Below are 14,562 nucleotides of genomic sequence, written 5' to 3'. Positions count from 1 at the left end.
GGATCCAGGAGCCACGAAGAAGGTAACGGGCGGTGAACAGCCCGGAGAGCACGGAGACCGCCGCGAGCACCCAGAGACCGTCCACGAGCGCCATGGGCAGGGTGGACACGGAGAACAGGGCCATCAGCACCAGCGGAGACACGGCCCGAGCCATCGCACCGTAGAGCAGGCCGCCCACCGCGGAGGCCCCGCACCAGAAGGCCAGCACGATGCCCACCGCCCCCTCCTGGCCGGTCTGCTCCAGCTCCGCGATGGCGGAGACCTCGGTGCCCACCAGCAGGATGCCGGCGGCCATGGCCACCGCGTAGACAGCGGCCACCCGCCCGGTCAGCCAGGAGAACTGGCCGCGCAGCAGGGCCATCCGCTGCCCGGCGGTCAGCCGGCGCCGCTGACGTGGAGCGCGGACAGCAGCCTGGTCCTGGGTGTCGGCGGAGACCACCGGGAGGGAGCCGGTGACCGCCGGCAGCGCCCCTGTGACCACGGGGAGCGCCCCGGTCATCAGCTCGGCCGCGCCGGCGCCCGGATTGACCGGGCCGCCCTGCCCGGCCTGCTCCACGGCGCGCTCCTGGTCCTCGGCGGCGGTATAGGCACCCGGCACGGAGGGTCCGGTCAGCTGGCTGGAGCGGGTGGGCGGATCCGAGACCATGAGCACGATCCCGCCGGCGGCCGCCGAGAGCCCGATGACGGTCAGCCCCAGGGCGGTGGAGCCCAGGGTGGCCACCACGGCCCCGAGGGCCGGACCCACCATGAACACCGTCTCGGTGATGATGGAGTCCAGGGCGAAGGCGGTCTGGCGGTCCCGTCCGCGGGTCATCACGCCCAGGCCCTGACGGACGATGGAGAAGATCGGCAGGGCCAGCAGCCCGGCCAGGAACACGCCCACCAGCATCAGCGCATAGGGCAGGTGCGGGACCACCGGCCAGAGCACGACCACCGCGATCACCGAGGGCAGCAGGGCCCGGCGCACGCCGCGCCGGTCCAGCACCCTTCCGCGCCAGGGCGAGCCGATGGCGATGCCCAGGGTCATCACCGCGGTGGCGATGCCCGCCATGCCGTAGCCCAGCCCCAGGGTGGTGGCCACGTGCAGGGTCAACACCACGCCGGCGGCGGTGTTCGGGAAGCGGGCCACGAATCCCACGGCCAGCAGGCTGCGGATGCGCGGGTCCAGCAGCAGACGGCGGTAGGCGGTGAAATCCACCGGACCATCCTAGGGCGTGGGGGCGCTCTCACACCTGCGCCGGACGACCGGCGGACCGCCGAGCACGACGACGCCGCCCGCCGTCCCGGGCAACGCACCCTGGGGCTCCCGCGGGGGGCCGGGGCGGCTCAGACGCGCATCTGCGCCGCGGTACGGGTGAGGTCCAGGGCCAGGATGGTGCCCAGGATGGCCAGGCGCACGATGCGCGGGGCGACCGGGTCGATCGCGACGACCACCTGGGTGACCTCCTCGGTCCACTCAGGGTGGCTCGGAGCCGTGGTGCGCACGGCGGCGGCCACGCCGGGGCCCGCAGCGAGGTGGTAGGAGCCCTCCAGGGCGTCGCCGTGCAGCACCAGGCGAGTGCCGTCGCGGACCTCGGTGACGACCTCCACCCCGGCCAGGGTACGGGAGCGCCGGACCACGGCCAGCGGGCGGCCCCCGGCGTCCATGAGCTCCACCACGCAGCGGTCCAGGCCCAGCACGTCCCGGGCAGTGAAGGCGAAGGTGCCGTCGGCCTCCCACATGGTGAGGTCGCGAGCGCAGGACAGCCTCTCGGTGCCGGGGGTGTCCTGGATGCGGACCCGGCCCATCACGCGCCCCTCGACGTCCTGCACAGGGACCTCGCCCGAGACGTCCAGGGCCAGACGGGGCAGCACCAGGGTCCGCTGGGTCTGCCCCTCGGCGGTGCCCTCCATCACCCAGGCATCCGAGGCCCGCGGCCGGGGGCGTCCGCCTGCGGGGTCGAAGACACGGGAGGCCATGCCCATCATTATGCCCTTCCCCGCCCGATACCAGGGAATACCCCGCCCCTCCGCCTCGTTGGACCGCATAGTTCAGTTTTGGACAAGTTCCGCCCGGCCCCAAGGAGAGCGTGAGCACCATGCAGTTCGGCGTCTTCACCATCGGCGACATCACCACCGACCCCACCACCGGCACCACTCCCACCGAGCATCAGCGCATCAAGGACACCGTCAGGATCGCCCGTCACGCTGAACAGGCCGGCTTCGACGTCTTCGCCACGGGCCAGCACCACAATCCACCGTTCGTGGCGCCCGGCAACCCGCCGACCCTGCTGTCCTACCTGGCCGCGGCCACGCAGCGGATCATCCTGTCTACCGCCACGACCCTGATCACCACCATGGACCCGGTGCGCCTGGCAGAGGACTACTCCTACCTGCAGCACCTTGCGGACGGCCGGGTGGACCTCACGCTGGGCCGGGGCAACACCGGCCCCGTGTACCCGTGGTTCGGCAAGGACATCCGGCAGGGCATCGAGCTGGCCGTGGAGAACTACCACCTGCTGCACCGGCTCTGGCATGAGGAGTCCGTCACCTGGTCCGGCCGCCACCGCACGCCGCTGCAGGACGTCACCCTCACCCCGCAGCCCCTGGACGGCGTGGCCCCGTTCGTCTGGCACGGCTCCATCCGCTCCCCCGAGATCGCCGAGCAGGCCGCCTACTACGGCGACGGCTTCTTCCACAACAACATCTTCTGGAACAAGGAGCACGTGATCCGCATGGTCCGCCTGTACCGCCAGCGGTACGAGCACTACGGCCACGGCGCCGCCCACCAGGCCTTCGTGGCCCTGGGCGGGCAGGCCTTCATGCACCGGGACTCCCAGGAGGCCGTGCGTCGCTTCCGCCCCTACTTCGACAACGCCCCGGTCTACGGCCACGGGCCGTCCCTGGAGGAGTTCAGCCGCCTGACCCCGCTCACCGTGGGTTCCCCGCAGCAGGTGATCGAGCGGACCCTCGAGTTCCGCGAATGGGTGGGCGACTACCAGCGCCAGATGTTCCTGATCGACCACGCCGGCCTGCCCACGGACGTGGTGCTGGAGCAGATCGACCTGTTCGGCGAACACGTGCTGCCGACACTGCGCCGGGAGTTCGCCGCCCGGAAGCCGACGGATGTCCCCGAGGCACCCACCCATGCCTTCCTCGTGGAGCGGGCCCGCCGCGGGCAGGCTCCGGTGCCCGGCGGGGCAGCGGACTCCCCCGCCGGTCGCGAGCGCGCCGCGGCGGCGGAGGCATGAGCATGCACACCCCTTCCTTCCCGACGGCGTCCCACGCCTCCGACGCGCCCGTCCGGCTGACCGCCGTGTCCGGCGGCATGGGCGAGCCGTCCCTCACCACCCGCCTGTCCACGCGCCTTCACGACGCCGCCCGGCGGGAGCTGGAGGCCCACGGCCTCGATGTGGAGACGGCCCAGGTGCCCCTGCGCCCGCTCGCCACGGCGGTGGCACAGGCCCATCTGGGCACGGTCCGCGAACCCCACCTGGACAGGGCGCTGGACACGGTGCTCGCCTCCGACGCCCTCGTGGTGGTCGCCCCCACCTACAAGGCCTCCATGGCCGGGATGGCCCGGGCGTTCTGGGAGCTCGTGGAGGACGGGGCGCTCCGGGGCGTGCCCGTCCTGCTGGCCGCGACCGGCGGCACGGCCCGCCACAGCCTCGTGCTGGACACCTCCCTGCGGCCGCTGTTCGCCCAGCTGGGGGCAACGGCCCTGCCGCGCGGAGTCTTTGCCGCGACGGACGACTGGGGCGGTGGACCGGCCGCGGCGGACGGCGCCGGGGCCCTCGACGTGCGCATCGCAGGCGCCGGAGCAGACCTGGCCCATGCGGTGCTGCGGGAGCGGGCCGCACCCCGACCGCCCGAGGCCTCCGTGAGGCTGCCGACTGCGGACATGCCCACGGCACAGGCACCCTCCCCCACCGAGACACCGTTCGCGGCCATACTGGGAAGGCCCTGACACCGGCAGGGCACGGAACCGTCAGAGCCGGGAGGAGGACCATGGATTCCGTCGATGCCCCGTGGCCGTCGGGCCGCCGCGACGTGTGGCGCTCCTACTTCGAGTCCAGTGCCATGCTGACACAGCGCCTCGAGCAGTCGCTGCGTGCCGAGACGGGCCTGTCCCTGGCGGACTACAACGTCCTGCTCCTGCTCACCGAGGCCCCGGAGCGCCGGCTCCGGATGGGCGAACTCGCCCGGAAGCTCGTGTTCTCACCGTCCCGGCTGACCTATCTGATCGGGTCACTGGCCCGGCGCGGGCTGGTCGTCCGGCAGGACGCCGTGGACGACGGCCGCGGCAAGGAGGCGTCCCTCACCGATGCCGGCGCCCAGGCCTTCCGGCGCGCGGCCGTCCTGCACGCCTGCGACGTGGACGAGCTCTTCCTCGACGCTCTGTCCGAGCAGGACCTGGCCGTCCTGGCACGGGTGTTCGCCCGCCTCGGCCGGCACCTGTCCTGACCGTACGAGGTCCCGGCGCGCGGGCAGCCTTCGCGACGGCCATGCCCTGGCGGTGGACAGACACCCGTTCCGGCCCCGCGCCCGGTGTAGCTCAGCGGCGCACGGTGATCTGCACGGAGTCCGCCCGCTCGGCCAGCAGCGGCAGGTCGGCCAGCAGCATCCGCAGGGTGGTGGTCATCAGGCGCACGGCGGTCTCGTCCGCCCCCTTCTCCGGCATCGCGACGACCTGCAGCTCCGGGCCGGAGCCGCCGCCGTTCATGACCGTGCCGGAGGCGGACTCGGTGGCCACTCCGGTGCCCGGTGCCAGGCCCAGGTTCAGCAGACCGGGAACAAGGTCCGCGACGGAACCGATCTCCTGGGCGATCTGTTGGTCCCAGTAGGACGGGGTCCAGTCCTTCTGCTGGGCCAGCGCCCACACGGCGGGGCGGCGCACCACATAGGTGTGCTCGGCACCGGCGTCCACCACCACGAGCTCACAGCCTTCGTCCACGGCGGACAGGCAGGCGCGCGGCATCCACACCGCCACCGGGCGGGCCTGCGGATTCCAGGCCGTCAGCGCCGGGACGGAGGTGAAGACGGGCAGCGCCTGCCGGCCGTCGGCGGCGCGCATGGTCACCAGGGCGACGTCGGCGGCCTTGTCCCCCTCGGACAGGTCGTGCTCGTGGCCGGAGTGGTCCGCATGGTCGTGCACGTCGGACTCGTCCACGGCCAGGGTCGGCACCACGGCGGCGAAGACGCGGATCCCGGAGAGGACCTTCGTCACGTGCGTCTCGTCCGCCTCGCTGGTCTCCAGCCGAGCCATGACCTCGGTCCACTCGGCCGGGCTGGTGCCGTCGTCCTCGTCGAAGACGTGCAACGGGTTCTTCGACCCCTCGAGGCCGGGCCCGGAGAGGTCCCGCCCCTGCCAGGGGACGCCGGCGGTGTCCGCGGTGTTCTCCCCCGCGGTCTTCTCCCGCATCCGGTCCAGAGCGGCGCGGATGTGTCCCGGCAGCTCGCGGCTGCCCGGCTGCGGGACGTCGACGGTGTGCTCGGTGTCCCCGCCGGTCACTCGGCAGCCTCGAACGGGTGCGCGGCACGGGCCTCGTCCACGGTGGCCCCGGCGGCCACGGCCAGCGCCTGCTCCAGGGAGAAGCGGCCGGCGTAGAGGGCCTTGCCCATGATGGCCCCCTCCACGCCCTGGTCCACCATGGCGGCCAGGGCGGCGACGTCCTCCAGCGAGGAGATCCCGCCGGAGGCCACCACCGGTTTGGTGGTCGCGGCACACATCTGGGCGAGCAGCTCCGTGTTCGGGCCCTTGAGGGTGCCGTCCTTGGTCACGTCGGTGACCACGTAGCGGGAGCACCCGGCCTGCTCGAGGCGCTCGAGGACCTCCCAGAGGTCCCCGCCCTCCTTGGTCCAGCCGCGGGCGGCCAGCACCGTGCCGCGCACGTCCAGGCCGACGGCGATCTGCTCGCCGTACTGCTCGATGACGCGGGCGGTCCACTCCGGGTCCTCCAGCGCCGCGGTGCCGAGGTTCACGCGGGTGGCGCCCATGGCCAGGGCGTTCTCCAGGGAGGCGTCGTCCCGGATGCCGCCGGAGAGCTCGATCTTCACGCCCAGCTCCTCGACGACGCGCTTCATCACGTCCCGGTTGTCGCCGCGGCCGAAGGCGGCGTCCAGGTCCACCAGGTGGATCCACTCGGCGCCGGCGTTCTGCCAGTCCAGGGCGGCGGCCAGCGGGTCGCCGTAGCCGGTGGCGGAGCCGGCCTCGCCCTGGACGAGGCGGACCGCCTGGCCGTCCTGGACGTCCACGGCCGGGAGCAGCTCGAGGGCCTTGCAGGAGGAGGTCATGGGGGTGATCCCTTCTTCGGGGGTTCAGGGGGTGGGACGGACACCACAGGTGGGCGGCCGTCGTCGTGGTTCATGAGGCGGGCCCACAGCCCGCAGACCCGTCAGGGGACGGTGAGGAACGCCGCGGCGATCGCCATCACGGCGAGCACCAGCGCGATCGCGACGGCCCACCATGGGGCGCGCTGGGAACGCAGCGACCAGGCGGCGCCGAGCAGGATGCCGCCGAGGCCGAGGTAGAGGATGGACCAGTACGGCATCAGAGGGACCCCAGCCAGTTGGCCAGCAGCTGCAGGCCGGCGTCCCCGGACTTCTCCGGGTGGAACTGCGTGGCCGAGAGCGGCCCGTTCTCCACGGCCGCCACGAAGTCCGTGCCGTGGTGGGCCCATGTGACCTGCGGCGGCTTCATGGCGGAGATGGACTGGTCGAACTGCCACCTCAGCACGCCGTAGGAGTGGACGAAGTAGAACCGCTCGTCCTCGACGCCGCGGAAGAGCACGGTGTCCTCGGGCGGGCGGACGGTGTTCCAGCCCATGTGCGGCAGCACGTCCGCCTGCAGCTCCTCGACGAGACCGGGCCACTCCCCCATGCCCTCGGTGCGCACGCCGTGCTCCACGCCCTCGTCGAAGAGGACCTGGTGGCCCACGCAGATGCCGAGCACGGGGCGGCCTCCGGCCACGCGGCGGCCGATCCAGCGGGTGCCTCCGGAGGCCGCGAGCGCCTCCATCACGGCGGAGAAGGCGCCGACGCCGGGGACGAGCAGGCCGTCCGCGTTGAGCACGGTGTCCGCGTCGTCGGTCAGCTCCACGGTCGCGCCGGCGCGTTCGACCGCACGGACGGCGGAGTGGACGTTGCCGGAGCCGTAGTCCAGGACGGCGACGGTCGGCCTCACGCCGGGGACGGAGGTCGGGCTCGCCATCAGAGGGCGCCCTTCGTGGACGGGATGTCGTTCACGCGCGGGTCGTCCTCCACGGCGGCGCGCAGGGCGCGGGCGAAGGCCTTGAACTGGGCCTCCACGATGTGGTGCGGGTCCCGGCCGCGCACCACGTCCATGTGCAGACAGATGGAGGCGTGGTAGGTGATCGACTCGAACACGTGACGGGTCATGGAGCCGGTGAAGTGGCCGCCGATCAGGTGGTACTGCTGCCCCTCCGGCTCGCCCTCGTGCACCAGGTACGGCCTGCCGGAGACGTCGACGACGGCGCGCGCCAGCGCCTCGTCCAGCGGCACCGACGCCTCGCCGAACCGACGGATGCCGCGCTTGTCCCCGAGGGCGGCCTTGAGGACCTCTCCGAGGGTGATGGCGACGTCCTCGACCGTGTGGTGCACGTCGATGTGAGTGTCGCCCGTGGCCCGGACGGTCAGGTCCATCTGCGAGTGCTTGCACAGCGCCGTGAGCATGTGGTCGTAGAACGGCACGGTGGTGGAGATCTCGGCGGTGCCGGTGCCGTCGAGGTCCATCTCGACGTACACGTCCGACTCGCTGGTGGTGCGCTGCATGCGGGCGCGGCGTCCGGAGACGAGCTCTGCTGCCACGGCGGTCCTCTCTGGGTGCGGTCGCCGGCGACGGGCCGGGCGATCGGGCGGTTCGGGGAATCGCCTCCCATCGTACGGAGGCGGGCGGTGCGGTGCCGCCTCGGTCTCAGCGGCCGAGCACCTCGGCCAGTGCAGTGAGGAACGCGGTGGTCTCCTCCTCGGTGCCGGCGGTGACGCGCAGATGGTGCGGGATGCCCACGTCCCGGACGAGCACGCCGCGCTCCAGCAGGCCCTGCCAGACGGCGTGCGCGTCCTCGAGGCCGCCGAAGAACACGAAGTTCGAGTCCGAGACGGCCGGGGTGAGGCCGTAGTCGCGGAGGGTGTCCACGATCCGGTCGCGCTGCACCTTGATCTCCTCCACGGTCTCCAGGAGTGCGTCCACGTGCTGCAGGGCCGCGTTGGCGGTCGCCTGGTTCACGGCGGAGAGGTGGTAGGGCAGGCGCACAAGGCGAAGCGCGTCGCAGACCGCCGGGTCCGCGGCCATGTAGCCGAGGCGGACGCCGGCGAGGGCGAAGGCCTTGGACATGGTGCGGGTGACGACCAGGCGCGGGCGGCCCTCGAGCAGGGTGAGGGCCGGCTCGGTGCCGGCGAGGGCGAACTCGGCGTAGGCCTCGTCCACCACGACCATGGCGGCCGGGCCGCCCGCGGCCGCGACCTCCTCCGTGGCGTCGTAGACGGCGCGGATGGTGTCCAGGGACAGCGCGGTGCCGGTCGGGTTGTTCGGGGACGCCAGGAACACGAGGTTCGGGCGGTGGCCGCGGATGCAGGCCGCGGCGTGCTCGGCGGAGAGCGCGTAGTCCGCGGCGCGGCCGCCGTCGATGAACTCGGTGTCCGTGCCGGAGGCCAGCAGCGGATACATGGAGTAGGAGGGCAGGAAGCTCAGCACGGAGCGGCCCGGGCCGCCGAAGGCCTGCAGGATCTGCTGGAGGACCTCATTGGAGCCGTTGGCCGCCCAGAGGTGCTCCGGGGTGAGGCCGTGGCCGAGGTAGTCCGCCAGACGCTCGCGCAGCTCCACGAACTCACGGTCCGGGTAGCGGTTGAGACCGCCGGCGACCCGGGCGACCGACTGCACGATGGCGTCGGCCACGATCGGAGGCACCGGATGCGTGTTCTCGTTGGTGTTCAGCGCGACGGTGACGTCCAGCTGGGGCGCACCGTAGGGACTCTGCCCCTTCAGGGACTCGCGGAGCGGGAGGGCGTCCAGATCGGTCATGGCGATCAGTCTAGGAACCGCCGCCGCCGGCGGCCGCCGCGTGACGCCCGAGGGCGCGGGCAGCGACAGAGGGGGAAGCACGCCGGGCGGCGGCGGGGTCTGGAGCAGGCCTGTGATCAGCCGGGAGCCGCGGGATCGTTCCTGCGCAAGAGGAGGACATGAAGGGATCGGGGGGCACGACGTGCAGGGATCCAGCCGGTGCAGTCGGCCATGGCCGGCACGGGCGGGTCAGTCGGCCATGGCCGGCACGAACGGGTCAGTCGGCCATGGCCGGCACGAAGAGGTCGTCGCCGGTCTCGAGGGTGCGGCCCTCGAGGCCGTTGAGCTCGGTGATGCGTTCCATGGTGGCGAAGCGGTCGGCCGCCGGATCCACACGGCCGGCGATGTCCCACAGGTTGTCACCGGGCATCACGGTGACCTTCTCCAGCTCCGCGCCGGCCTGATTGGAGGACACGGCCGCCGGGGACAGGGTGATGGACAGGGCCGTGGCCGCCAGAGCGGTGAGCACGGCCGCGAGCACCATCACGGGCAGGCCGCGCAGGACGAAGCGGCCGCGGCGGTTCAGCCGCCAGTCGGCAGCCTGGACGGTGCCGGTGCGGGTGACGGAGCGGGTGCGAGCGTTCATGGTGCTGCCTTGCCTTTCCACCTGCCGGAGCAGGCTGTTCGAACATCCGTTCGATCTGTTCGAACACTTTTCTAGCACACGTCTTCGAGACGCGCCATGCCGAGTTCGAACATATCTTTGAACCGGTCGGTCTCCTGGGCTACGGTCGAGCCACGGGTTCCGCCCGTGGACGACCCTCTCCAGGTGACGCCGGACAGCAGACCACGAGGGGCGGACACGATAGGGAACACCGCCGACGCCGCCGAGCAGGAACGGACCGCCATGGCCACTCCTCAGCCCCCTGAGCACCCCACCGGGACGCCGCAGACCCTCACGCCGCGCCAGCGCGCGATCGTGGAGACGATCCGCGCGTCCATCGCCGAGCACGGCTACCCGCCGTCCATGCGCGAGATCGGCGACGCCGCCGGCCTGGGCTCACTCTCCTCCGTGAAGCACCAGCTCACCCGCCTCGAACAGTTCGGCTACCTGCGCCGCCACCCGGGCCGCCCCCGTGCCCTCGAGGTGCTGCGGGACGAGGACGGGACACTCCTGGCCGCCTCCGGCGAGGCCGCCGGTGAGGCCGCAGCCGGCGCGACGTCCGCCGACGGCGACGCCGTGGTCTCGGCGCTGCCCACGTGGCACACCGGCACGGAGGAGGGAGACTCCGTCCCCGTGCCGTGGGTCGGCCGCATCGCCGCCGGTGGGCCGATCCTCGCCGACCAGCAGGTCGAGGACGTCATGGCACTGCCCCGCCGCCTCACCGGCGAGGGCGAGCTGTTCATGCTCAAGGTCTCCGGCGACTCGATGGTGGACGCCGCCATCTGCGACGGCGACTGGGTGGTGGTCCGCCGCCAGAACACCGCCGTGAACGGGGACATCGTCGCCGCCCTGCTGGACGACGAGGCCACCGTGAAGACCTTCCGCCAGCGCGACGGCCACACCTGGCTGCTGCCGCAGAACACCGCCTACGAGCCGATCCTGGGAGACCACGCCACGATCATGGGCCGCGTCGTCACCGTGCTCCGCGCCCTCTGAGCCGCACCGCCCGGCGCCACGAAGCCTCTCACCCGGAATCCGGGTGAGGGGCTTCGTGCAGGTGAGGAGCCGTCGTCGGGAAGGCGGCGTCAGCCGTCCTGATCCACGGACGCGGCGAGGCGGCCGAGGACGCCTTCCACCACCGTCGGGTCCGTGGTGCGCCAGAAGTCCGGCAGGGCCGAGGCGAGGAAGCCGCCGTAGCGGGCGGTGGCCAGACGGGAGTCGAGCACGGCCACCACGCCCCTGTCTTGCACGGAGCGGATGAGACGGCCGGCGCCCTGGGCCAGGCGGATGGCGGCGTGGGTGGCGGAGACCGCCATGAACCCGTTGCCGCCGTGGCTGCTGATCGCACGGGTGCGGGCCAGGGAGAGCGGGTCGTCCGGACGTGGGAACGGGATGCGGTCGATCACCACCAGGCGCAGCGAGGGGCCCGGGACGTCCACGCCCTGCCAGAGGCTCATGGTGCCGAACAGGCAGGTATCCGGCTCCTCGGCGAACTGCTTGACCAGCGCGGAGAGGGTGGCGTCGCCCTGGCAGAGGATCTCGATGTCCTTCCCGCACCGGCGGCGCATGGCCTCGGCGGCGTCCTCGGCGGCCCGGCGGGAGGAGAACAGGCCCAGCGCCCCGCCGCGGGAGGCGGTGATGAGCCGCTCGAGCTCGTCCAGGGACTCCTCGGAGGCGAAGCGGCCCGGCTTAGGAAGGTGGCGAGCCACGTAGAGCACCCCCTGCCGCGGATAGTCGAAGGGACTGCCGACGTCCGCGACCGTGAACCTCGGCGCGTCTGGTCCGGCCAGGCCCACGTCCCCGGCCACGGAGTCGAAGCGGCGCTCGCCCGTGCCCACGGTCAGGGTGGCGGAGGTGAGCACAGTGGTGGCGGCGCCGAACAGCCCCTCGCGCAGCTTGCCGGCCACCGAGAGCGGGGCCACGTAGAGCTGGGGCGGGTCCTCCTCGTTGCCGGGCTGCCAGCCGACTCCGGGCTCGAAGTGGCCGGGACGGGTGGCCCAGACGACCTCCGGGAAGTCGGCCTCGGGCCGTGCGGCGAGCATCCGCTCGGTCACCTCGAGCACGTCCAGAGCGCGGGCCCGGGCCATCTGACGGCCGCCGTCGGTCTCGGTCTCCTTGCCGGTGCCGAGGTCGGACAGGCACTGCCGGACGGCGGCGAGCACGGCGTTGAGCGCGGTCTCCTGCGCGTCGTCCAGGCCGGTGGCCAGCAGCCCGGAGGGGCAGGGGGTGAAGGCGGCGTCCAGGCTCGCTGCGGCGGAGACGAGGTCCTCCACGGCCACGGTGCCGTGGCGGCGCAACGACGTGGCCGCTCCCAGCACGATCGAGCCGGACAGCTGCCCGGTGACCGCGCCGGTGACCCGGTCCTGCAGCTCATGGGCCTCGTCCACGATCACCGCCGAGTACTCCGGCAGCACGGCCAGGCCCTCGAAAGCGGAGATCGCGAGCATCGCGTGGTTGGTGACCACCACGTCCGCGTCGGCGGCGTTGGCGCGGGCGCGCTCGGAGAAGCATTCTTCGGCCACGGGGCACTTGGAGGCGCCGAGGCAGTCGGTCGCGGAGACCGAGACCTGCCGCCAGGCGCGGTCCGTGACGGGGACCTCGAGGTCGTCCCGGTCACCGGTCTCCGTCTGCTCGGCCCACGTGCGCAGGTACACGACCTCGCGCCCGAGGGAGGTGGTGGGACCGGACTCGTCGTCCGCCTCGGTGGAGAGCATGCCGCCGTCGTCCGCCACGGTGAAGAGGGTCTCGGCGTCCTCGTCCCCGGGGTAGCCGCCGTCCACCTTGTGTCGGCACAGGTAGTTGGAGCGGCCCTTCACCAGGGCCACCACCGGCTCGCGCGGGAGCTCGTCCCTGAGGGCCTCGATCAGCCGGGGCGCGTCCCGGCGCATGATCTGCGCCTGGAGGGCGAGGGTCGCGGTGGCCACCACCACGGGGTCCTCCTGCTCCATGGCGTGCTGCAGCGCCGGGATGAGGTAGGCCAGGGACTTGCCGGTGCCGGTGCCGGCCTGCACCAGCAGGTGCCGCCGGGACTCCAGGGACCGGGCGACCTGCAGGACCATCTCCCGCTGGCCCTCGCGGTGCTGGCCGCCGGTGGCCTCCACGGCGGCGTCCAGCAGCGCGAGGGCCTCGCGCTCGCGGTCCGTGCGCGGGGTGCTCTGCTGCGTCCCCATCAGTCCTGCCGGTCCACGCGGTAGGCCTCGATCTCCCCGGCCACATCCGGCCGGACGAGCACGTGCATGCGGGTGCCGCCCTCCTCATAGGTCTCGGAGAGGATCTCCGCGTCCGGGGAGTGCAGGCGGGAGACGAGCTCGCCGTGGGTGAAGGGGATGAGCACCTCCATGGGCACGTTCGGCCGCGGGATGGTGTCCGCGATCAGCTGCTCCAGCGCCTCGATGCCCTCGCCGGTGCGTGCGGAGACCACCGCGGTGTGCGGCTCCTTGGCGCGGATGCGGGCGATCACGGCCGGATCTGCCGCGTCCGCCTTGTTCAGGACGATGATCTCCGGGATCTTCTGCGCGTCCACCTCGGCGAGCACCCCGCGCACGGCGGCGATCTGCCCTTCCGGGTCCGGGTGGGCGGCGTCCACCACATGGAGGATCACGTCCGAGTCCGTGACCTCCTCCAGGGTGGAGCGGAAGGCCTCCACCAGCTGGGTGGGCAGGTTGCGCACGAAGCCCACGGTGTCCGAGAGGGTGTAGCCGATCCCGTCCGGGGTGACCGCCTTGCGGACGGTCGGGTCCAGGGTGGCGAACAAGGCGTTCTCCACGAGCACGCCCGCCTTGGTGAGGCGGTTGAGCAGGGAGGACTTGCCGGCGTTGGTGTAGCCGGCGATCGCCACGGAGGGCACCCTGTTGCGGCGGCGGTTGGCGCGCTTGGCCTCGCGGGCCGGCTTCATGCCCGCGATGTCCTTCTTCAGCTTGGCCATCCGGGTGCGGATGCGGCGGCGGTCCAGCTCGATCTTGGTCTCTCCGGGGCCGCGGGAGCCGATGCCCTCGCCGCCGGCGGCGCGGCCGCCGGCCTGGCGGGACATGGACTCTCCCCAGCCGCGCAGGCGCGGCAGCAGGTACTCGAGCTGGGCCAGCTCCACCTGGGCGCGGCCCTCGCGCGACTTCGCGTGCTGGGCGAAGATGTCCAGGATCAGGGCGGTGCGGTCGATGACCTTCACGCGCACCAGGTCCTCGAGGGCACGGCGCTGGGACGGGGCGATCTCGGAGTCCACCACCACGGTGTCCGCGCCGGTCATGGCGACGATCTCCCGCAGCTCCTGGGCCTTGCCCTTGCCGAGGTAGGTGGCCGGGTCCGGGGTGTGGCGGCGCTGGATGACGCCGTCCAGGACCTCGGAGCCGGCGGTCTCGGCGAGCGCGGCGAGCTCGCGCAGCGAGTTCTCGGCGTCCTCGGCGGTGCCCTCGCTCCAGACGCCGGCGAGCACCACCCGTTCCAGGCGGAGCTGGCGGTACTCGACCTCGGACATGTCCTCGAGCTCGGTGGACAGCCCGGCGACGCGGCGCAGGGCGTTGCGCTCGGCGAGCTCGTCCTGGTCGCCGTCGTAGCCGGTGTGCCCATGGCCGCCGTCGTCGAGCGCGAGCGCCCGGCCGGACAGGGCGGAGCCACGCTCTGCCGGGCCGTCCTCGGCGGCGAGGTCGGCGGCCGCCGGCGAGCGGCCGTCGTCGTGGGTCTGGTCCTGAGCGCCGCCGTGGGTGGCGAGGATGCGGTCGATGACGGCCTGGATGTCGTCATCCCCCGGCTGCTGGGGGTCGACGTCCGGGGTGTGGCTGTTCTTTTGGGTCATGGTCTCCTCTGGGCCGGCCGGGGCGGCGGCATCGGTGCCGCGCGGGCGCCGGCGGGCCCGGGTCTCAAGCGTAGTGGGTGGTCTCTGCGGTGGACCGCGTGGGCGACATGC

The 14,562-nt window shown here is 72.7% G+C and carries 15 protein-coding genes; 4 read left to right on the top strand and 11 right to left on the bottom strand.

Going from position 1 to position 14,562, the window contains the following annotated elements:
* Together HMPREF2863_RS08215 and HMPREF2863_RS11855 are read right to left on the bottom strand one after the other, a co-directional pair.
* Positions 1-1,198: MFS transporter (locus HMPREF2863_RS08215; RefSeq protein WP_070639374.1), on the bottom strand; the 1,198-nt coding region annotated here is incomplete at its 3' end.
* Positions 1,199-1,326: 128 nt separating this feature from the next.
* Positions 1,327-1,959, bottom strand: a complete 633-nt coding sequence (locus HMPREF2863_RS11855) for a hypothetical protein (RefSeq protein WP_141756395.1) — start codon at positions 1,957-1,959, stop codon at positions 1,327-1,329.
* Positions 1,960-2,078: 119 nt separating this feature from the next.
* On the opposite strand from HMPREF2863_RS11855, the gene HMPREF2863_RS08205 reads away from it, so the two are divergent.
* The 3 genes from HMPREF2863_RS08205 to HMPREF2863_RS08195 are packed head-to-tail and all read left to right on the top strand — an operon-like array spanning position 2,079 to position 4,443.
* A complete protein-coding gene (locus tag HMPREF2863_RS08205) occupies positions 2,079-3,230 on the top strand; it encodes an LLM class flavin-dependent oxidoreductase (RefSeq protein ID WP_070639388.1) in 1,152 nt (383 codons plus the stop codon).
* 2 nt (positions 3,231-3,232) lie between these two features.
* On the top strand, positions 3,233-3,946 hold the full coding sequence (locus HMPREF2863_RS08200) for a CE1759 family FMN reductase (protein ID WP_070639369.1): 714 nt from the start codon (positions 3,233-3,235) through the stop codon (positions 3,944-3,946).
* 41 nt (positions 3,947-3,987) lie between these two features.
* Complete coding sequence (locus HMPREF2863_RS08195) at positions 3,988-4,443, top strand: MarR family winged helix-turn-helix transcriptional regulator (RefSeq protein ID WP_070639367.1); 456 nt, start codon at positions 3,988-3,990, stop codon at positions 4,441-4,443.
* A 91-nt stretch (positions 4,444-4,534) separates the two neighbouring features.
* Here the strand turns inward: HMPREF2863_RS08195 and HMPREF2863_RS08190 are convergent, their stop codons facing one another.
* The 7 genes from HMPREF2863_RS08190 to HMPREF2863_RS08165 all read right to left on the bottom strand — a co-directional run bounded on the left by HMPREF2863_RS08190 (position 4,535) and on the right by HMPREF2863_RS08165 (position 9,644).
* Positions 4,535-5,491, bottom strand: a complete 957-nt coding sequence (locus HMPREF2863_RS08190) for an SseB family protein (protein WP_070639366.1) — start codon at positions 5,489-5,491, stop codon at positions 4,535-4,537.
* On the bottom strand, positions 5,488-6,273 hold the full coding sequence (priA, locus tag HMPREF2863_RS08185) for a bifunctional 1-(5-phosphoribosyl)-5-((5-phosphoribosylamino)methylideneamino)imidazole-4-carboxamide isomerase/phosphoribosylanthranilate isomerase PriA (RefSeq protein ID WP_070639364.1): 786 nt from the start codon (positions 6,271-6,273) through the stop codon (positions 5,488-5,490). The genes HMPREF2863_RS08190 and priA overlap by 4 nt, the downstream gene beginning before the upstream one ends.
* 101 nt (positions 6,274-6,374) lie before the next feature.
* Positions 6,375-6,530, bottom strand: a complete 156-nt coding sequence (locus HMPREF2863_RS12080) for a hypothetical protein (RefSeq protein WP_167635517.1) — start codon at positions 6,528-6,530, stop codon at positions 6,375-6,377.
* Positions 6,530-7,189 (bottom strand): imidazole glycerol phosphate synthase subunit HisH, encoded by a 660-nt coding sequence (gene hisH, locus HMPREF2863_RS08180; RefSeq protein WP_067189907.1) that lies wholly within the window; start codon positions 7,187-7,189, stop codon positions 6,530-6,532. Before hisH ends, HMPREF2863_RS12080 begins: the two co-directional genes overlap by 1 nt.
* Positions 7,189-7,770, bottom strand: a complete 582-nt coding sequence (gene hisB / locus HMPREF2863_RS08175) for an imidazoleglycerol-phosphate dehydratase HisB (protein WP_174520637.1) — start codon at positions 7,768-7,770, stop codon at positions 7,189-7,191. The genes hisH and hisB overlap by 1 nt, the downstream gene beginning before the upstream one ends.
* Positions 7,771-7,912: 142 nt before the next feature.
* Complete coding sequence (locus HMPREF2863_RS08170) at positions 7,913-9,019, bottom strand: histidinol-phosphate transaminase (protein WP_070639362.1); 1,107 nt, start codon at positions 9,017-9,019, stop codon at positions 7,913-7,915.
* Positions 9,020-9,275: 256 nt separating this feature from the next.
* Positions 9,276-9,644 (bottom strand): LysM peptidoglycan-binding domain-containing protein, encoded by a 369-nt coding sequence (locus HMPREF2863_RS08165; protein ID WP_067189902.1) that lies wholly within the window; start codon positions 9,642-9,644, stop codon positions 9,276-9,278.
* Between the two features lie 261 nt (positions 9,645-9,905).
* On the opposite strand from HMPREF2863_RS08165, the gene lexA reads away from it, so the two are divergent.
* The gene (lexA, locus tag HMPREF2863_RS08155) at positions 9,906-10,658 is read left to right on the top strand and encodes a transcriptional repressor LexA (protein WP_070639357.1); all 753 of its coding nucleotides are present in this window, start codon (positions 9,906-9,908) and stop codon (positions 10,656-10,658) included.
* Between the two features lie 89 nt (positions 10,659-10,747).
* Here lexA and HMPREF2863_RS08150 read toward each other — a convergent pair whose 3' ends face one another.
* Positions 10,748-12,832 (bottom strand): ATP-dependent DNA helicase, encoded by a 2,085-nt coding sequence (locus tag HMPREF2863_RS08150; protein WP_070639355.1) that lies wholly within the window; start codon positions 12,830-12,832, stop codon positions 10,748-10,750.
* Complete coding sequence (hflX, locus tag HMPREF2863_RS08145) at positions 12,832-14,451, bottom strand: GTPase HflX (protein ID WP_070639353.1); 1,620 nt, start codon at positions 14,449-14,451, stop codon at positions 12,832-12,834. The genes HMPREF2863_RS08150 and hflX overlap by 1 nt, the downstream gene beginning before the upstream one ends.
* Positions 14,452-14,562 lie beyond the last annotated feature (111 nt).

This window comes from Micrococcus sp. HMSC067E09 (assembly GCF_001812555.1).
Classification (GTDB): domain Bacteria; phylum Actinomycetota; class Actinomycetes; order Actinomycetales; family Micrococcaceae; genus Micrococcus; species Micrococcus lylae.
The sequence above is the reverse complement of the archived record's forward strand: the minus strand, read 5'-3'. Positions and strand labels throughout refer to the sequence as shown.